This window comes from Kitasatospora sp. DSM 101779 (genome assembly GCF_025655475.1).
GTDB lineage: Bacteria > Actinomycetota > Actinomycetes > Streptomycetales > Streptomycetaceae > Kitasatospora.
In genome coordinates, this window is the sequence record NZ_JAHTIK010000001.1 from 359,155 (window position 1) to 377,816 (window position 18,662).

The window sequence follows — 18,662 nt, forward strand, 5'->3', positions numbered from 1 at the left end:
CCTCATCATCGGGGGGCGTCCCTGCGTCGCCGGGTGCGACGCGCCTGGCGCCGTGTCAGCCCCCGCACCCGCGAGGTCAGGCCGGCCGCCGGCACGTCGGTTCGGCGGCACGTCAGCCCGACGTCGCGTCAGCCCGACGTCGCATCGCCCGGCGGGCCGGGCCGGGAGTCGCGCCCGGCCCGCCGGCAGGCGTCAGGCCGGGTCCGCCACGCGGGCCACCGCCTCGACGACCGGGGCGTGCGGCACGGGCGCGGGCGGGACCGTGCGGGCACGGCCCAGGTGGTTGAAGACCAGGTTCAGGGTGACCGCCAGGAGGCAGCCCGCCGAGATGCCCGAGTGCAGGACGGTGGCGATCTGCTGCGGGAACGCCCGGTAGAAGCCCGGGTAGGCGATCGGGAAGATGCCGAAGGCCAGGCTGACGGCGACGATCAGCGCGTTGGAGCCGACGCTCAGGTCCGCCTTGCCGAGCGTGCGCAGGCCCGCCACCGCCACCGAACCGAACAGCACCACGCCCGCTCCCCCGAGCACCGGCTGCGGCACCAGCGAGACCAACCCGCCGACGACCGGCAGCAGGCCCATCACCACGAGGAAGATCCCGGCCAGGGCCACCACGAAGCGGCTGCGGATCCTGGTGAGCGCCACCAGCCCGATGTTCTGGGCGAAGGCCGAACAGATGAAGCCGTTGAACACGCCGCCCAGGGCGGTGGCGATCCCGTCCGCCCGCAGGCCGCCGGAGATGGTGCGGTCGTCCGCCGGCTTCTCCACGACCTCGCCCAGCGCGATCATGTCGGCGGTGGACTCGGTCATCGAGACCACCATCACCACCAGCATCGACACGATCGCCGCGACCTCGAACCGGGGTGCACCGAACGCGAACGGGTGCGGCAGCTCGACGAGCGGCAGGCTGCCGAGCGCGTGGACGTCCACCTTGCCGAACGGGATCGCCACCAGGGTGCCCACGAGCAGCCCGAGCAGGATCGCGATCCGCTGGAGGAAGCCGCGCAGGAAGCGGTGGAACAGCAGTACGGACACCAGGGTGAGCCCCGCGAGGCCGAGGTTGCCGAGCGAGCCGTAGCCCGGCGCCCCGGAGTTGCCGCCCTGGGCCCAGTTCCCGGCGACCGGGAGCAGGGAGACGCCGATCAGTGTGATCACCGTGCCGCTGACGACCGGCGGGAAGAATCTGACGAGCCGACAGAAGACGGGTGCCAGCAGGAAGCAGAAGAGGCCCGCGACCAGCGTGGAGCCGAAGATCAGCGGCAGCGCCGCGCCCTTCTGCGCCTCGATGACGGCGAGGATCGGCGAGACGGTGGCGAAGGAGACACCGTTCACGAAGGGGAGCCGCGCGCCGATCCGCCAGAACCCCAGGGTCTGCAGGAGGGTGGCGATGCCGGCGATGAACAGGCTGGCGGCCAGCAGGGTCGTGAGCTGGGCCGGGGTCAGGCCGGCCGCGGCGCCGATGATCAGCGGTGGAGCGGCGACCCCGGCGTACATGCTGGCGACGTGCTGGAGGGCGACGGTCGCCATCCGCCCGGGCGGCAGCAGTTCGTCGACGGGGTGCGGCGGCGTTGCGGGCTTCAGGGGCGCTTCGCGACGTCCCATGTGCTGTCCCTCCACATCCGAGGTGGTTTCGGGCCCGGGAACGCCGACCGGAACGGGACACGGCGACGTCGGGACGACCCTGGCGGACGGCGGTGTGCCGTCGCCCACCTGCCGGAACCCGCGGCGAACAGGCCCGGCCCATGAACAGGTCCGCGATGCGGAACATCAGTTCCGCGATTCGGTTCCACAGAATGTAGAAAGCGCGGCCCCGATGGTCAAGAGCTCCGGCCCGATTGCCCTGGCCCGCGGCAGGACCTGTCGCTTCCTCCAAGCCCACGCCGCAGGCGAGCCCACGCCGCCAGGCCGGCGCCTCCCCGCCGACGGCCGGACCAACGACAACCGCGCGCGCGTCAAGCAGCGGCCGTGCGGAAACGTCCAGGCCGATCGGCTGTGGTCCTGAAGAAGGGCGCACGCAAGAGCGGGGCCGCCGGCTTGCCGGTTTGCCCCGTCAGCGCCGGTGCGGGTCGCTTCGGTGCGGGTCGCTTCGGTGCGGGTCGCTTCGCGTCGGTGCGGTCGCGTCGACGGCGGTCCGTCCGGCGGTCCGTCCGGCGGGTCGGGCGGTCAGCCGGTCCGGCCCGCCCCGAGCGAGTCGAGCATGATGCCTTCGGTGCTGCGGAGGTACTCCTCGGCAGCCCGTTCAGCTCGGCCCTCGTCGCCGTCGGCGACCGCGCGGACGACCGGGGCCAGCCGGTCGGCCGCGGCGGCGGGGTCCTCGAACGGCGCGCGGAGGGCGGCACGGACGGGCAGGTAGGCGTTGAAGAGCGTGTTGGTGAGCAGCAGGTACACCCGGTTGCCGGTGGCGCGGGCCAGCTCGCGGTGCACCTCGATGTCGGCGAGCTGGGCGGCGTCCCCGTCCGGTGCGTTCCTTACGGCCTGTAGGAGGTCGTCGAGGCGCCGGGCGTGGTGGGCGGTGCGGCGGGCGGCCGCACGGCGGGCGACGAGGGCCCCGATGTGGCGGCGTACCTCGAACACCTCGGTGAGCCAACCGGGGTCGTGGGCGGCGAGCATCGGCAGGAGGTCGGCGCCGCCCTCGTGGAGGAAGTCGCGGATCCGGGTGCCGATGCCGTGTCGGGTGATGATCAGGCCGGCCTGTTCGAGGCGGGAGAGGGCGTGCTTCAGGGTGGTGCGGGTGACGCCGTAGCCGGCGGCGAGGTCCCGCTCGGGCGGCAGCAGGGCGCCGGGGAGGTGGATACCGCTCAGGATGTCCTGGCGCAGTCGGTGGGCCAGCAGGTCGACCACGGACCGGCGTGGGATGGTCTCGGGCATCGGCAGCGGCCTCCTCGCTCCTCGACTCCTGCGGCCGGGTGGCGCCCGGCCTCTGGACCGGGAGTCAATCCGGTGGCGGACGGACCGTCAAGGCCCGCTCGAGCGGGCCGCGTGCGGCGGCTCACCGGCCGCCGACCTCGGCGTGCGCGGTTCCGGCCAGCGTCCAGGACGCCTCCGGGCGCCATCGGCCCCACCAGCGTTCGAGCACGATCCGGGCGTCGGCGGCCTCACTGTTGCGGCACACCGCCCGGCTCCCGTCCGGGTCGGTGTACTCCAGTGCCAGGGTGCGTTCTGCCGGCTGCGTGACCGTGACACGGACCCGGCGCAGCAGGGTCCGGCCGGTGACCGTCCAGGTCGGCAGTCCGATGTGCGCCTTGAACCGGGCCGCTCCTGCCAGACCGACGGCCGGGCGCAGTGCGCCCCGCGGCCAGGTGCGCCCGCGGTGACGGAGCCTGAGGAAGACCAGGGGCGGCAGCCGGTCGAGCACGGGTTTCCTGGACACGGCGGCGACCACCTCCAGCACGTCGCCGTGGCCGAGGTCGGCGTGCAGCCAGGCCCAGCGCTCGGCGTTGCCGTGGCCGTGGATCCGGGCGGTCGCCCCGGGGGCGCCGTCCAGGTGGAGCACACCGCCGGGGCGGTCGATCGTGCCGGTGTAGCGGGAGGCGGCGGCCGGCAGCATCTGGGCTGCCGGCAGGCCCCCGTGGTGCCAGGCCCAGCGGGGGAAGGTGTAGAGCGGCTCGCCCGCCGGGTGCTCCGTCAGGTCCCAGGTGTACGGGCCGGCGGTGCCCCGCAGGTGCCGCACGCCTTCGCCGGCCTTCGCCTTCTCCGCCGCCTCCGCGGTGTCCTTCTCGTCCGCGGCCGCGGTGGAGTACGGCCGGCGGGTCGGCCAGGGCTCGGGGCCGAACCTGGCGTGTTCCACCGGGCCTTCGGGCGGGAAGAGTGCGATCCAGCCGTGCACCCGGGCAGGCGAGCCGTCGGTGGGGGCGACCAGTTCGTGGTGCAGCCAGACGCCCGTCCGCCCGGTCGGTTCGGTGAGCGTGGTGTACCAGACCTCGGTGCGGCCCGGCCTGCCGTCCCAGCGCGGCTCCAACTGCCGTTCCCCTTCGCCGCGGCGGGGGAACCGCCAGCCGGCCAGGAACGGCAGCAGCCCGCCGGGCGAAAGGCGCAGCGCGCCCCGGCCGGCCTCGCGTCCGTCCGCGGAGAGCGTGTACGGCAGGACGGTCGCCGACCGCACCGGCCGCCGGAGCGAGAGCGATTTCCGGCCGTCCAGGGTCAGGCGGCGGTCGCCTGCGGTGAAGTCCAGCCGGTAGCCGATCCGCCGGCGGGCCAGCAGGGACATCTCCAACTGCCCGGTGGCACAGGGGTCGTCGGCGATGCCCCGGATCCGGATCCTGCCCGTCACCGTGGCGACGGCGGTGCGGTGCGGCAGGAGCAGTGCGTCCGCGCGGACCTCGAGGTCGATCCGCATCGGGCGCGCCTCGGCCTCCCCGGCCAGGCGGACGGTGCCGAGCAGCGTTTCGGCGAAGGCCGTTCCGCGGGATCCCATGCCCGTCCCCCTTGCGGTCCGCACGTCCGGCGTCAGTGGCTCAGCCACCGAACCACCTGGTTGACGGTCCGTCAATAGAGCGGTGGCGAAGGCACTGTGGATGGCACTCCGGATGCCGCAGGGTGCCGTGGATGAGTCACCGTCCCACCTCTTGTACTCGCCGGTAGTCGTGCCGCATCCTCGTCCGTGCCGGCCCGAGCGCCCCCCACCACTGCGGTGGCGCCGCGCCGCGTCCTTGCGCGACACCCCGTCCTGCCCTGTTCCCAGGAGGTCCTGTGTCCCGTCCACGTCTGCGTACCGCCCTGCTGGCGGCCGTCCTGGCCACCGGGGCGGTGGCCTCGGCCGCGACCCCGGCCGGCGCCGCCGGCGCACCCGCCGCCACCACGCCGTCCGCCGCCACGCCCCTCTCCGCTCCGGGCCCGTTCACCGAACCCGACTTCGCAGCCACCTGCGCGTGGCACCGCTACGGCGAGGGCGAGCAGCCGCCGTGGTGGCTGATGTTCACCGACCCGCTGTGCGTGGAGTACAGCAAGCGCGACATCACCGTGGACAACGGTGGCGCGCTGCGCTTCCTGCTCGCCGAACCGGCACGGATCGCGGCCTCGCTGCTGACCTGCCACTACTACCAGCAGGACCACTGGAGCGTGCAGCCCAGCACCGGTGCGGCGCCGTGGGTGGCCTGGGACGGCCAGTACTGGTGGGACCGGACGGGCCGGAGGGCCGGCGTGCGGCTGACCGGCTTCCGCGTCGACGGAGTGCCCGTCGGCATCGGCGACGCCGTCATCGCGCTGCGGCCGCACCACCCCGCCCTGGCCGACGCGCTCGCCGCCTACGGCACCGCCTCCGGGGAGAGCGGCTTCACCACGGCGCTGCCGTCCGATCTCCGCTGCGCCCTGGCCGGGTGAGCCGACGATGCCCCTCGCCCCACTGGACCGGCGCGGTCTGCTCAAGGCGCTCGCCGCGGCCACCGCGGTCCTCGCCGTGGGTCGGCCGGGCACGGCCCCGGCCCGGGCCGGCGACCTGAACCCCTGGACGACGCAGAGCCTGGAGGCGTTCGCCGACACCCTCGTCCCGGGGCAGCGGCGTCACCCGGGGGACCTGCCGATCGCCGGCGCCGTGACCGGACCGGGCGCGGTACAGGCCGGCGCCGTCCAGGTCCTCACCTCGCCCGACCTGCCGCTCGGCCCGTGGCTGCCGGAGATCGCCGGTCTGCTCGACGCCCGCGCGCTGGCCCGGGCCGCCACCCATCTGCTGTGGCTCCCGCCCGGGTGGCCGCCGTTCGTCGGCCTGCCCTTCGACCACCGGACCGCCCTGGTCACCGGCCTCTTCGAACCGGGCGAGGTGGACCGTCCGGTCTGGCAGGTCCTGGCGCTGCTGGTCGGCCTCGCGTTCGACACCGCCGCCCACCGGCACACCGCCGACGCCCTCGCCGCCGGCCATCCGGGGCTCGCCTGGATCGGCTTCCCCCCGCCGGACGCGGACGGCCTGTGGCGCTTCCCCGAGCACTCCTACAACCGGCCCCTGGCCGGCCTCCATCCGCGCACCACGGCCTCGGGGAGCCCGGCATGAGCGCGCAGACCGCCGATGTGCTGGTGATCGGTTCGGGGTTCGGCGGCGCGATACCCGCCTACCACCTCGCCGCCGGCGGCGCCCGCGTCACCGTCCTCGAACGCGGACCCCGCCTGGCGGCCGGCGACTTCACCCACGACCTGCGACTCGGCAGCTACACGAGGATCGTGGACGTCATCAAGGGCGACGGGATCTCGGTCGTGGCCGGGAACTGTGTCGGCGGCGGCAGCGTGGTCTACTTCGCCGCATCCCTGCGCGCCCCGTCCTTCGTCTTCGAGCGCCGGGGCAGCCTGCGGCGGCGCATCTGGCCGGCCGCACTGACCCGCGCCGCGCTCGACCCCTGGTACGACCGGGTCGAGCAGTCCCTGCCGACCACCCGTCTGGGCTGGGACGGCATCTCGTACGCCGGCGGCGTCCTCGCCGCGGCCTGCCACCGGGCCGGGCGCACCTGCAACCCGGTGCCCGTCGCCGTCGACCCCGAACGCTGCACGGACTGCAACTGGATGCTGTCGGGCTGCCGTTTCGACGCCAAACGCTCGATGCTGCTGAACTACCTGCCCGCGGCCGAGGCCCACGGCGCCGACGTGCGGCCCCTGCACGAGGTCCAGGCCGTCGTCCCGTCCTGGATCGACGGTCACCGGTACGCCGTGCGCTACACCGTCCTGGATCCCTCGGACTACGGCTGCACACTGGAGACCGGCACCATCCACGCGAAGGTCGTGGTCCTCGCGGCCGGCGCGGTCGGCACCCCGGTCGTCCTGCAGCGCTCCGCCCTCGCCCTCGGCGGCATCCCCGCGGCCGTGGGCCGCTACTTCTCCGGCAACGGCGACCGGGTCTCCGTCGCCGTCCTGGACGAGGCCAAGGTCCGCGGCCTGCTCGGCCTCTCCCGTCCGGACGGTTCCGCGTACGCCGCACTGCCGATCGGCAAACCCATCACCGCCGCCACCTTCGACCACCTCGACGGCGCCGCCCCCGAGTTCAGCCGCTTCACGCTCCAGCAGATCTACTTCCCACCGATCACCAGCACCCTCGCCCGGGCCACCCTCGGCCCGGGGTGGTTCGGCACCGCGAAGCGGCAGCTGCGCCGCTCGTGGCGGTCCTGGCTCACCGTGCTCGCCATGACCGAGGACGACAACGAGGGGACGTTCGGCCCGCCGCCGCCGACCGGCGGCTTCGTCCGCCTCGCCCCCGGCCTCGGGCTCGGCACCATGGCCTACTCGCCCACCGCCGACACCCGGGCGGGCTGGAACGCGGCCGACGCCGAACTCCGTGCCGTCCTGGAGCAGGACGGGCTGGCCACCGTCCGGCCCTGGACGGAGCAGGTCGGCGGCTCGGTCACCGCCCACCCCCTGGGGTCGTGCCGGATCGGCGACGACCCCGGTACCTCCGCGCTCACCGACCAGCACGAACTGCGCGGCCATCCGGGGCTGTTCGTCACGGACGGCGCGGCCGTCCCGACCTCCCTGACCGTCAACCCGTCGCTGACCATCGCCGCCCTCGCCGAGCGCGCCGTCCCCGCCGTCGTCGCCCGCGCCAACCAGGCCGGAGTCCCCGTCACGTACGGCGCACCACCGCCGTGATCCCCGGCGGCCCGGCGGTGGGACCACGGTCGGCAGCCGGTGGGCCGAAGGCCCTGCCCGATCCGGCCGCCGCAGCTGCGGCGGCGGCCGGATCAGGGGGCGGGGCTGGCAGTGGCGGCCGGGGTGTCGCAGGTCCTGGGCGTAGCGTCGTGGTGCCCCGCCAGCCAGAAGCCGACGAGGAGGCCCGCGACGGCGAGGACGCGGTGCCGGTTCTGCTTCCACCAGGACGGCGACCCTGCGGCCATGAAGCGCAGCTGGGTGTACTCCGGATGCACCTGGGGCGGTGCGTCCCTGAACAGTCCCATCAGGTCAACTCCTCTCCCTCGAGGGGGATTCACGACCATACGCCCCATCCGTCCTTGATCGTCGGGAATATCGGACCTGTGCCGCCGGCTGCGCGCCCCTGGCATCCGCTGTCACCTAGGGACTCGCCCTGATGCCCGTACCCCGGGCGTTCCCCTACCGTCGTGGGTGGCCCCGGGACTCCGGCCGGCCGTGTCCGTTTCGCACCGGACTCATGGTCAACAGGGGGACTCGATGAAGGCGATCGTCCAGGAGCGGTACGGCCCGCCCGATGTTCTGGAGCTCCGGGAGGTCGACAGACCGGTCGCCGCAGAGCACGAGGTCCTGGTGCGGGTCCGTGCGGCGTCGGTCAACGCCCGTGACTGGCACACGATGCGGGGCGATCCGTACCTGGCACGCCTGGCGCTCGGGGTCGGCGCCCCGAAGGCGCGGATCCGGGGCACGGACTTCGCGGGCCGGGTGGAGGCGGTGGGGCCGGGTGTGACGGGGTTCCGTCCCGGTGACGAGGTGTTCGGCGAGGCCGACGGTGCGTTCGCCGAGTACGTGTGCGCCTCCGACAGCGTCGTCGAGGTGAAGCCGGCCGGTCTGTCGTTCGAGCAGGCGGCCGCTCTCCCGCTGGCGGGGAACACCGCTCTGATGGGCCTGCGCGACCTCGGCCGGGTGCAGCCGGGTCAGCGGGTCCTGGTGAACGGCGCGTCGGGCGGTGTCGGCACCTTCGCCGTGCAGATCGCCAAGGCGCTGGGCGCGGAGGTGACCGGCGTGTGCAGCACGAAGAATCTCGACCTGGTCGGCTCCCTGGGTGCGGACCACCTCGTGGACTACACCCGGGAGGACTTCACCACGACCGGCCGGCAGTACGACCTCGTGTTCGACCTGGTGGGGAACCGTTCGCTGGCCGAGTGCCGGCGCGCTCTGACGCCGGTGGGCAGGCTCGTCCTCGCCGGCGGAGGCGTGTTCGAGGGAGGGAGTGCCGTCGGCCCGATCGGCCTCGTCCTCAGGGGCAAGCTGATGTCACCGTTCGTCCGCCAGCGGCTGCTCGTCCTCACGGCGAAGCCGGCCAGGGAGAACCTCGCGGCTCTGCGGGAGCTCGCCGAGTCCGGGAGGCTCACCCCGGTGATCGACCGGACCTACGCCCTGAGCGAGGTGCCCGATGCCATCCGGTACCTGGAGGTGGAGCACGCCCGCGCGAAGGTGATCGTCACCGTGTGACGGCGCCCGGGAGCAGCGCACGGCACACGGTGACGGCGGGGAGCCTCGGCCCCGTGGTGCGCGAACGGCGTTGCGGTCAGCCGTGGTTGCCCACCCGCAGGATCTGGGCGGCCGCCCGGCCCGCGGCCTCGGCGCCGTGGCCCGCACCCTCGACCTCCACCGCCACGGCCAGGTCGCCGCGGTAGGCGATGAACCAGCTGTTGGGGTTCCTGCCGTCGACCTCGGCGGTGCCGGTCTTGGCGCCGACCTGGCCGGACAGGCCGGCCATCGGGGCGCGGGCGGTGCCCTCCCGGACGGTCTTGGCCATCATGGCCCGCAGGTCGCGGGCGATCGCCGCGGGCAGCCGGCCGGGGGCGGTGGCCCGGTCGGCGACGCCGTCCACCACGACCGGCTGGCGGAAGGTGCCGCTCTGCACGGTCGCCGCGACGGAGGCCATCAGCAGGGTGTTCATCTGGATGCTGCCCTGGCCGATGTACTCCGCCGCCTGCTCGTCCCGGCTGCCCGGGGCGGGGATCCGGGCGTCGAAGCTGGTCAGGCCGGTGTGCCACTCCAGGCCGAGGCCGAACTGCTCGGCGGCGACCTTGGCGAGCGTGCCCGGCCCGAGCTTCGCGAGGCCCTGCTCGATGAAGGCGGTGTTGCAGGAGTGCGCGAAGTCGTCGGCCAGGGTGTAGCCGAGGTGGTCGCCGCGCTCGTCGTTGTGCCACGCCTTCGGGGAGTTGACGGTGTCCCTGCACGGCGCGGGGCTGTCCGGGTCGAGGCCGGCCTCCAGCAGCGCGGCGCCGGTCACCACCTTCATGGTGGAGCCCGGCGCGATCTCGCCTCCGAAAGCGCGGTTGAAGGTGCCCGCCGGGGCGCTGGCGACGGCCAGGACGTGTCCGGTGCTGGGCTCGACGGCCACCACCGACCCGGCCCGGCCCCCGCCGGTCTGCTCCCGCAGCGCGGCCTCCACCGCGCGCTGGAGCGCCGCGTCGAGGGTCACCCGGAACTCGGCCGCGCCGGGGTCGGTGAGGGTGAACAGCTGCTCGGCGGGCTGCGCGGCACCGCGCACCAGCACCACCGCCCGGCCGGGCGTGCCGGGGCGGCCGCCCGTCTTGACGCCCGCCAGCATCGCCTTGACGGGCGAGGAGTCGTCGAAGGGCTTGCCGTTCCGGTCGACCAGCCGGCCGGGCAGTGCGTCCACCGTCCGGACGGCGATGGACCCGCCCTCCGCCAGCCTCGGGTGGATCACACCCGGCTCCCAGTGCACGGCGGTCCGGCCCTCGTCGGTGCGGACCACGCCCAGGCGGCCGTCGTACTCCCAGGCACGGTCGGTGCCCTCGAACCGCATCCGGGCGTGGAAGCCCTGCGCCGTCCGGCCGGGCTGCGCCGAGGCGGCCGCGGTGGCACCGGTCGCGCCGGTGGGCGTGAGGGTGAACTCGCTCGGGTGGAGCTCCTGCCGGAAGGAGGACAGCGCACCGGTGGCGAGGTCCGGGCGGTCGGTCAGCGCGGCGGCCGCCGCGACGTCGCCCCTCCCCCAGGCGTCGAGGAAGCCCTTCGCGGCGGTCGCGGCCTGGTCCGTGGTCGGCGCCTGAGCGGCCGTGGCCGCGGCCTGCTGCGCCGGCTTCGCCGCGCCGCCGCCCCCGGATCCGCCCCAGACGGCGTGCGCGACGTTGTACGCACCCACGCCGCCGATCGCCAGCATGCCCCCGCAGACGACCGCGACGCCGGCCCGGACCGCTCGCCGGCGCCGCCCGGGCGCCGTCGCCTCCGCCCCGTCCTCGGCGTCCTCGTACTCGGCGTCGCCGTACTCGGCTTCCTCGTACCGGTCGTCCTCGTACCCGATCATCCCCGCCCCCTCGTGAAAATCATGGCGGTGGAGATCATCCGCTCCCGAACGGCCGGGCGCAATGAGTATCCGTACTCAGAGGCCCGGCCGGGGAACGGATGTGCGACGATCTGCTATCCGGCGGCGACGACCTGACCGGACGTCACCTGAGGCGGGTTCGGAAGGAGCGACGCGAGGTTGTCGCGCACGAAGTCGGCCGCCCTGGTGACCGACTCCTCGGCGCCGGCGCGGTCCTCGAAGACGCTGGTCGAGACCATCACGCCGTTCCCCGCGTCGACCCAGTAGTAGGCCACGAAGCCGGGTACCTGACGGAGGAGGGGGAGGAACCCCTCGGCCACCCGGCGTCCCGCCTCGGCGGGATCCGTCACGCCTTCGTACCTTCGCACTGCTGCGTACACGCCGTTCTCCTCGCGCATCCCTGGGTCGCATCTGTCCGGGACGGCATACCCCCACCGGCCCTCCCACGGTCGCGAGAGGGGCGGAAGGCACCCGGACGGCTCACCGCCCGTGCCGCCCGCGGGGCGGAACCGCGCCCGCGGTCAGGCCCGGCAGCGCAGCATCGCCAGCGACGGTTGGGCGAGGAGGTCCGTCCAGAAGTCCTCGCCGTACGCGCGGATGCCGGCCTCGGACACCTGCAGCGCGACCCACTCGAGCTCGCGGAACCCGGCTGCCCGCAGACACTCCTCGTAGACCTCGCGGCGCGGGACGGCAACACACGTCCCCGACCTGGTACCGCACGTCCAACGGGTCGCGCCGCTCGATGTCCCGCGCGGCGGCGATCACCTGGACGGAGATGTCGACGCCGAGGACCTCCGCGGCACCGCGCCGCGTGAACTCGCGGCTGTAGAAGCCGGTGCCGCACGCCGGGTCGAGCACCGATCGGCCCTCCACCCCCACCAGCCCCAGGAAGCTGGGCACCTCCCCGTAGCGCGTCAACGGCAGGGACTTGAATCCCTCGAACACCTCGCCGATCTCGTCGTACTGCTGCACGCCCACGGGCTGCCCCCCTCCTGCGCAGTCCGGTCCGCGCCACCCCGCGGGCCTCCGACGTCCGGGCCCGCGGGCTCGCGGTCGCGGCAGAGCGTCTCCTCCGCCCCGCTCGACCACCGTACTGGCGGACGGCACAAGGAAGTTGGCGTGACGACCGGGGTGCCTACGAGGCCGGTCCCGTGGCGCCGCCGTCCGCCACCGCGTCCTCCAGCGCCTTGATGTCGATCTTCTTCATCTGCAGCATCGCGCGCATCGCCGGCTGGGAGACAGCCGGGTCCGGGTCGTCGATCAGCTCCATCAGGCGTCGCGGGGTGATCTGCCAGGAGAGCCCGTAACGGTCCTTCAGCCAGCCGCAGTCGCTCTCCTGCCCGCCCTCGGTGAGGGCGTCCCACAGCCGGTCGACCTCCGCCTGGTCCTCGCAGTTCACCTGGAGCGAGATCGCCTCGGTGAACGGGAAGATCGGGCCGCCGTTGAGTGCGACGTAGCGCTGTCCGGCGAGATCGAAGGACACGGTCATCACCGAGCCCGCCGCGCCGGGGCCGGCCTCCCCGTAGCGCTGCACTCCGACGATCCGGGAATCCGGGAACAGCGAGGTGTAGAACCGCGCCGCCTCCTCGGCCTGATGGTCGAACCACAGGAAGGTGGTGATCTTCTGCTCGGGCACTGCGTCCTCCCGTTCGTCGGGTCTCGCCGACGACGGTAGGCCGCGGAGCTCCCGCACGCACCGGGGCCACGCCGCACCGCTCCGTGCGGGTGGCACGGAGCAGTCGCGTCCGCGTCGGTCACCCGGGTGTCCGGGCGGAACGGGTCGCGGGCCCCGGCCGGCGCACGCGGGTGGCCGGCCGGGGCCCGACGGTGTCCTCCGCGGACGTCAGACGTTCCTGCGGTACTGGCCGCCGACCTCGAAGAAGGCCTCGGTGACCTGCTGCAGGGAGCAGACCCGGGCGGCGTCCATGAGGACCTCGAAGACGTTCTCGCCGCTGATGGCGGCCGACTTCAGCCGGGCGATCGCCTCCGCGGCCTCGGCGCCGTGCCCGCGCTGGTAGTCGCGGACGCGCTGCAGCTGGGACTCCTTCTCGGCCGTGGTGGCGCGGGCGAGCTCCAGCTGCTGGGCCTCGCCGTCGCCGCCGGGGCGGCGGAAGGTGTTGACGCCGATGATGGGCAGCGTGCCGTCGTGCTTGCGCTGCTCGTACAGCATCGACTCGTCCTGGATGCGGCCGCGCTGGTAGCCGGTCTCCATGGCGCCGAGCACGCCGCCGCGCTCGTTGATGCGGTCGAACTCGGCGAGCACCGCCTCCTCGACCAGGTCGGTGAGCTGGTCGATGACGAACGAGCCCTGCAGGGGGTTCTCGTTCATGGCGAGGCCCCACTCGCGGTTGATGATCAGCTGGATCGCCAGCGCCCGGCGCACCGACTCCTCGGAGGGGGTGGTGACGGCCTCGTCGTAGGCGTTGGTGTGCAGCGAGTTGGCGTTGTCGTAGATGGCGATCAGCGCCTGAAGGGTGGTGCGGATGTCGTTGAAGTCCATCTCCTGGGCGTGCAGCGAGCGGCCCGAGGTCTGCACGTGGTACTTCAGCTTCTGGGAGCGCTCGTTGCCGCCGTACTTCTGCTTCATCGCGACGGCCCAGATCCGCCGGGCGACCCGGCCGAGCACCGAGTACTCGGGGTCCATGCCGTTGGAGAAGAAGAACGACAGGTTGGGCGCGAAGTCGTCGATGTGCATGCCGCGGGCCAGGTAGGCCTCGACGTAGGTGAAGCCGTTGGCGAGGGTGAAGGCGAGCTGGCTGATCGGGTTCGCGCCGGCTTCGGCGATGTGGTAGCCGGAGATGGAGACGGAGTAGAAGTTGCGGACCTTGTTGGCGATGAACCACTCCTGGATGTCGGCCATCATCCGCAGCGAGAACTCGGTCGAGAACAGGCAGGTGTTCTGGCCCTGGTCCTCCTTGAGGATGTCCGCCTGCACCGTCCCGCGGACGTTCGCCAGCGCGCGGGCGCGCAGCCCGGCGGCCTCCTCGGGCGAGGGGTCGCGGCCCTCGGCGGCGCGGAAGGCGTCGACCTGCTGGTCGATCACGGTGTTGAGGAAGAACGCCAGGACGGTGGGCGCCGGACCGTTGATGGTCATGGACACCGAGGTGGTGGGCGCGGCGAGGTCGAAGCCGTCGTAGAGCGCCTTCATGTCCTCCAGGGTCGCGACGGAGACTCCGGAGGTGCCGACCTTGCCGTAGATGTCGGGGCGCTCGTCGGGGTCCCGGCCGTAGAGGGTGACCGAGTCGAAGGCGGTGGACAGCCGGGTGGCGGGCTGGCCCTCGGAGAGCAGCTTGAACCGGCGGTTGGTGCGGAAGGGGTCGCCCTCGCCGGCGAACATGCGGGCCGGGTCCTCGCCGTCCCGCTTGAACGGGAACACGCCGGCGGTGAACGGGAAGAGCCCGGGCAGGTTCTCGCGGCGCCAGAAGCCCACCAGTTCGCCGTGGTCGGTGAAGCGGGGCAGTGCGACGCGCGGGATCCGGTTGCCCGAGAGGGACTCGCGGGTCAGCTTGGTGCGGATCTCCTTGTCACGGACGACGACGACCTGCTCGTCGCCGGAGTAGGAGGCGACCACGGCGGGCCAGTTCTCGATCTGCTCGGTGACCTCGTGCGGGAGCTGCTTGCGGGCGGTCGACAGCAGCGCCTCGACGTTCGCCGCGTCGTGGCCGGCGTCGGCGAGCTGGCCCCGCACGACGTCCAGGCGCTGCACCGAACGGGCCGCCTCGGTGAGCCGCTCGGTCTCGGCGTGGTAGCCGCGGACGGTCTCGGTGATCTCGGCGAGGTAACGCACCCGCTCGGCGGGGACGACCTGGCGGATGCCGGAGGAGTGGCGTACGGAGACCTCCGGCAGGGCGCCCTCGGTCAGCGGCAGCCCGTGCTCGGCGAGGGCGGCCTTCAGGCTCTGGTAGAGCGCGGTGACGCCGTCGTCGTTGAAGGTGGCCGCGGAGGTGCCGAACACCGGCATGTCCTCGGGCCGCATGCCGAAGGCCTCGCGGTTGCGGACGAGCTGGCGGCCGACGTCGCGCAGGGCGTCCTTGGCACCGCGGCGCTCGAACTTGTTGATGGCGACGACGTCGGCGAAGTCCAGCATGTCGATCTTCTCGAGCTGCGAGGCGGCGCCGAACTCCGGCGTCATCACGTACAGCGAGGTGTCGACGAAGGGCACGATGGCCGCGTCGCCCTGGCCGATGCCGGGCGTCTCGACGATCACCAGGTCGAAGCCGGCGGCCTTGACGACGTCGAGCACGTCGGAGAGGTGCTCGGGCAGCTCGTGACTGCCGCGGGTGGCCAGGCTGCGGAAGAAGACCCGGTTCCCGTCGAGGGAGTTCATCCGGATCCGGTCGCCCAGCAGCGCACCGCCGCCGCGGCGCCGGGTCGGGTCGACGGCGATGACCGCGACCCGCAGCTTGTCCTGCTGGTCGACGCGGAACCGGCGGACGAGCTCGTCGGTCAGCGAGGACTTGCCGGAGCCGCCGGTGCCGGTGATGCCCAGGACGGGGGTCACCCGCGCGGCCGCGGCGGCTCGCACCCGCTCCATGAAGTCCGCGGGCAGCTTGCCCAGTTCCGCGCCGGTGATGCTGCGGGCGATCGCGAACCGGTCGCCGGCCAGCAGCGCGTCCAGGTCGGCCGCCCGGCCGTCCCACAGGTCGAAGTCACAGTCCTTGACGACCGTGTTGACCATGCCGGCCAGGCCCATCCGCTGGCCGTCCTCGGGCGAGAAGATCGTGACACCGCTGCTGCGCAGCCGGGTGATCTCCTCGGGCACGATCACGCCTCCGCCGCCGCCGACCACGCGGATGTGCTCGGCCCCGGCCTCGCGCAGCCGGTCGACGAGGTACTCGAAGTACTCCACGTGTCCGCCCTGGTAGGAGGAGACGGCCACGCCGTGGGCGTCCTCCTCGAGCGCCGCGTCGACGACCTCCTGGACGGAGCGGTTGTGGCCGAGGTGGATCACCTCGGCGCCCTGCGACTGGAAGATCCGCCGCATGATGTTGATCGATGCGTCGTGCCCGTCGAACAGTGCCGACGCGGTGACCAGTCGGACGGGGTGCACGGGACGGTGCAGATCACTCATGGAGGACCTCATGTCGGTTCGGCGAAGACTACTGAACAAATATAGTAGGACGTCCTAGCATTTTTGTGAGGAGCGATGTGACCAGACGCACATGTCGCCCGGACGGCCGCCCGCGGTAGAGCCGGTGTGCGAGGCCTTCGCCAGGGCCAGGCGGGCGGTGGGCGGCACGGCCCGGAATCACCCCTCAGGGGGACACGGCCCCGGCCCGGGAGGCGGGTGACCGGCCGGCGCGACTCGCCGCCGGCGACGCCGCCGCCACCGAGGCCAGCCGGCGCAGGCTCGCGCGGCGCTGGACGGCGCCGAGACCGGTCGCCGCTCCGCCCAGGGCGATCCAGCCCAGCGGGCCTGCGGTCATCACCAGCCCCGTGATCAGCAGCGGCCCCGCCGACTTCTGCACCGACTGGGCCATCCCGGCCACCCCCAGGTAGGAGGCGCGGGCCCGCGGCGGCGCCAGGCTCACCGCCAGCTCCCACGAGCTCACCGAGCGCAGCAGCTCCGCCAGGGTGACCAGGACGGCGGCCGCCAGCAGTGCCACCGAGGCGGACCAGGCGTCGCCGGCGGTCGCGGCAGCGAGCAGCAGACAGCACCCGAGGAGCGCCGCCCCGTACCACCCCAGCGCCTTGACCGCCCCGCGCGGGCCGTCGGCCCAGGCGGAGACGCGCAGCTGGAGCAGCACCACCAGGACGGTGTTGACCACCAGGAAGGCGGGGACGAGGGCGTGCGGCGCGGCGGTGTGGTGCACCAGCCAGAGCGGCAGGCCCACATTGAGCACCGAGTCGTCGAGGTTCAGCGGGATGTCGAGCAGGACGAACCGCAGGTAGCCGCGGTCCCGCCAGGGGCTGGGCGTGGCGGTCGGGGCGTCCGCGGCCGCCGCTCCCCCGCCGTCCGCGCCTCGCGCCATCACCAGGCCCTGCCCGGCGGGCTCGGCCGTGCGCAGGACGAGGACGGCGGCCAGCAGGAAGGAGAGGGCGTTGGCCAGGATCAGTGCCCGGTACGCAGCGGGGGTGCCCACGGCCAGCCCGAGGGCCGCGATGCCCGCGCCGAGCGCGTAGCCGGCGTTGGCCGTGCTGCGGAACAGCGCCTGGTAGACACCGCGGCGCTCGCCCGCGACCCGGGTGGCGAAGAGCATCTCGAGCGTCTTGGCCGCGCGCTCGCCCAGGCAGGTGAGGGCCACCACGGCCAGCAGCACCGCGTAGTCGTCCACCACCAGCAGCAGGCCCATGGTGCCCAGGCGCAGCAGGTGGCAGGCGACCAGCAGGCCCCGGACGGTGAGCCGTTCGGCCGCCCGTCCCGCGAGCGGCGATCCGGCGATCCCGGCCACCGCGGCGACGCCGAGCAGCAGGCCGAGCTGCCGGGCGTCCAGGCCACGGACGAAGGTGAACCAGAGCACGGACGCCGCCGACCAGACGCCGGTGCCGGTGCGGTCGACGAACTGGGAGAGCAGCATCATCCGCCCGTCGCGCCCGCCCGGCGGTCTCCGCAGCTGTGCAACCAGTCCGTTCGCGTGCCGCCGCATGGCGAGCCCCCCGTTCGTCTCTCCGCCAACAAATCTCGATATCAAGATACTTCATATCGAGATTTCCCGGACGATCGATCGGGAACGGCTCCTACGGTCGGCCGGCCGGATCCCGGCGGACGGGACGATGCGGGCCGGGCCGCCCCCGCCGGACGGCACGGCCCGGACGGCACGGCCCGGACGGCACGGCCCGGACGGCACGGCCCGGACGGCGCGGCCCGGACGGCACGTCAGATCCCGGCAACGAGCGGGCGACGGCCCGGCAGCCCGGGCCTTCCGCCCCCGTGCGAGGATCACAGGCAGGGAACGGCTCGGGTGAGGGGATGCGCCGTGTGCACCGTGTTCGTCAGCTTCGACCCCGGCTCCCCGGTGCCGGTCGTCATCCTTGCCGCGCGGGACGAGTACGCCGACCGGGCGTGGCTGCCGCCCGCCAGGCACTGGCCGGCCCGGCCTCGGCTGCTCGGCGGCCTCGACCTGCTGGCGGGCGGTACCTGGCTGGCGGTCGACCCGGGCGGCGCCGGCCGCACCCCGCGGCTGGCCTGCATCCTCAACGGCTTCGGGCTCCCGGCCGACCCGGCGAACCGCCTCTCCCGCGGTGAACTGCCACTGCTGGCCGCGGACGGCGACGACCTCGGCGACCGCGACTGGGCGCGCTACGACCCGTTCCACCTGATCACCGCGGTGCCGGACGCGGTCTCCATGCTGGGGTGGAGCGGCACCGAACTCACCCGCCGGTCGCTGGAGCCGGGCCTGCACGCCGTCATCAACGACGGGATGGAGGGCCTCGCCTCGCACCGGACCTCGTCCCGGAGCGCCTCGCGGATGATGGCCGCCCGGCTGGCGCACTTCCGGCCCCGACTGGCCGCCGTCCACCGGCCGGAGCCGCCCACCGACCCGGCCGGCGGCCCGGACGCCCCGACCGCCGAGGTGTGGGGCGACTGGCCGGAGATCGCCGACGGCGACGGCCTGGACCGCACCGACCCGGCCGCCCTCGTCCAGCACCGCGACTTCGGCAGCGGACGGGTCTGGGCCACCACCTCGCTCGCCCTGGTCGGCCTCGGCCGTGACGGCATCCGCTACGACTTCAACCCGGCCCCGGGCAACGCCGCCTGGTACCCGGTCGACACCCGCCCGCCCGCCGGCTGAGTCCGCACCGGGCG

Annotated in this window: 14 protein-coding genes and 1 pseudogene; 5 read left to right on the top strand and 10 right to left on the bottom strand. The window is 73.7% G+C overall.

The window, feature by feature from the left end; translation table 11 throughout:
* Nucleotides 1–192: 192 nt before the first annotated feature.
* From KSNIM_RS01600 to KSNIM_RS01610, 3 genes are all read right to left on the bottom strand, one after another.
* Complete coding sequence (locus KSNIM_RS01600) at nt 193–1,599, bottom strand: nucleobase:cation symporter-2 family protein (protein WP_263101381.1); 1,407 nt, start codon at nt 1,597–1,599, stop codon at nt 193–195.
* A gap of 561 nt (nt 1,600–2,160) precedes the next feature.
* Entirely contained in the window at nt 2,161–2,865 is a 705-nt protein-coding gene (locus tag KSNIM_RS01605; RefSeq protein WP_263101382.1) for a FadR/GntR family transcriptional regulator, read from the bottom strand.
* A gap of 121 nt (nt 2,866–2,986) precedes the next feature.
* Nucleotides 2,987–4,411, bottom strand: a complete 1,425-nt coding sequence (locus tag KSNIM_RS01610) for a hypothetical protein (protein ID WP_263101383.1) — start codon at nt 4,409–4,411, stop codon at nt 2,987–2,989.
* A 275-nt stretch (nt 4,412–4,686) separates the two neighbouring features.
* Between KSNIM_RS01610 and KSNIM_RS01615 the strand changes: the two genes are divergently transcribed.
* The 3 genes from KSNIM_RS01615 to KSNIM_RS01625 are packed head-to-tail and all read left to right on the top strand — an operon-like array spanning nt 4,687 to nt 7,560.
* Nucleotides 4,687–5,316: a hypothetical protein gene (locus tag KSNIM_RS01615; RefSeq protein WP_263101384.1), complete on the top strand. Its 630-nt coding sequence runs from the start codon at nt 4,687–4,689 to the stop codon at nt 5,314–5,316.
* Between the two features lie 7 nt (nt 5,317–5,323).
* The gene (locus KSNIM_RS01620) at nt 5,324–5,980 is read left to right on the top strand and encodes a DUF5987 family protein (protein WP_263101385.1); all 657 of its coding nucleotides are present in this window, start codon (nt 5,324–5,326) and stop codon (nt 5,978–5,980) included.
* Nucleotides 5,977–7,560 (top strand): FAD-dependent oxidoreductase, encoded by a 1,584-nt coding sequence (locus tag KSNIM_RS01625; RefSeq protein WP_263101386.1) that lies wholly within the window; start codon nt 5,977–5,979, stop codon nt 7,558–7,560. Before KSNIM_RS01620 ends, KSNIM_RS01625 begins: the two co-directional genes overlap by 4 nt.
* Nucleotides 7,561–7,652: 92 nt before the next feature.
* On the opposite strand, the gene KSNIM_RS01630 is transcribed toward KSNIM_RS01625, so the two are convergent.
* Complete coding sequence (locus KSNIM_RS01630) at nt 7,653–7,865, bottom strand: hypothetical protein (protein WP_263101387.1); 213 nt, start codon at nt 7,863–7,865, stop codon at nt 7,653–7,655.
* Between the two features lie 232 nt (nt 7,866–8,097).
* Between KSNIM_RS01630 and KSNIM_RS01635 the strand changes: the two genes are divergently transcribed.
* Nucleotides 8,098–9,072 carry an NAD(P)-dependent alcohol dehydrogenase gene (locus tag KSNIM_RS01635; RefSeq protein WP_263101388.1) on the top strand — a complete coding sequence of 325 codons (975 nt, stop codon included), beginning with the start codon at nt 8,098–8,100 and terminating at the stop codon, nt 9,070–9,072.
* A 76-nt stretch (nt 9,073–9,148) separates the two neighbouring features.
* Here the strand turns inward: KSNIM_RS01635 and KSNIM_RS01640 are convergent, their stop codons facing one another.
* The 6 genes and pseudogenes from KSNIM_RS01640 to KSNIM_RS01665 all read right to left on the bottom strand — a co-directional run bounded on the left by KSNIM_RS01640 (nt 9,149) and on the right by KSNIM_RS01665 (nt 17,436).
* Nucleotides 9,149–10,897 carry a penicillin-binding transpeptidase domain-containing protein gene (locus tag KSNIM_RS01640; RefSeq protein ID WP_263101389.1) on the bottom strand — a complete coding sequence of 583 codons (1,749 nt, stop codon included), beginning with the start codon at nt 10,895–10,897 and terminating at the stop codon, nt 9,149–9,151.
* A gap of 113 nt (nt 10,898–11,010) precedes the next feature.
* Nucleotides 11,011–11,265, bottom strand: a complete 255-nt coding sequence (locus KSNIM_RS01645) for a hypothetical protein (protein ID WP_263101390.1) — start codon at nt 11,263–11,265, stop codon at nt 11,011–11,013.
* 394 nt (nt 11,266–11,659) lie between these two features.
* A pseudogene (locus KSNIM_RS39010) lies at nt 11,660–12,022 on the bottom strand (class I SAM-dependent methyltransferase); the annotation flags it as partial.
* Between the two features lie 28 nt (nt 12,023–12,050).
* Entirely contained in the window at nt 12,051–12,551 is a 501-nt protein-coding gene (locus KSNIM_RS01655; protein WP_263101391.1) for a VOC family protein, read from the bottom strand.
* Between the two features lie 207 nt (nt 12,552–12,758).
* The gene (gene icmF / locus KSNIM_RS01660) at nt 12,759–15,986 is read right to left on the bottom strand and encodes a fused isobutyryl-CoA mutase/GTPase IcmF (RefSeq protein ID WP_263101392.1); all 3,228 of its coding nucleotides are present in this window, start codon (nt 15,984–15,986) and stop codon (nt 12,759–12,761) included.
* A 184-nt stretch (nt 15,987–16,170) separates the two neighbouring features.
* A complete protein-coding gene (locus KSNIM_RS01665) occupies nt 16,171–17,436 on the bottom strand; it encodes an MFS transporter (RefSeq protein ID WP_263101393.1) in 1,266 nt (421 codons plus the stop codon).
* 396 nt (nt 17,437–17,832) lie between these two features.
* On the opposite strand from KSNIM_RS01665, the gene KSNIM_RS01670 reads away from it, so the two are divergent.
* Nucleotides 17,833–18,648 carry an NRDE family protein gene (locus KSNIM_RS01670; protein ID WP_263101394.1) on the top strand — a complete coding sequence of 272 codons (816 nt, stop codon included), beginning with the start codon at nt 17,833–17,835 and terminating at the stop codon, nt 18,646–18,648.
* The last annotated feature ends 14 nt before the right edge of the window (nt 18,649–18,662 follow it).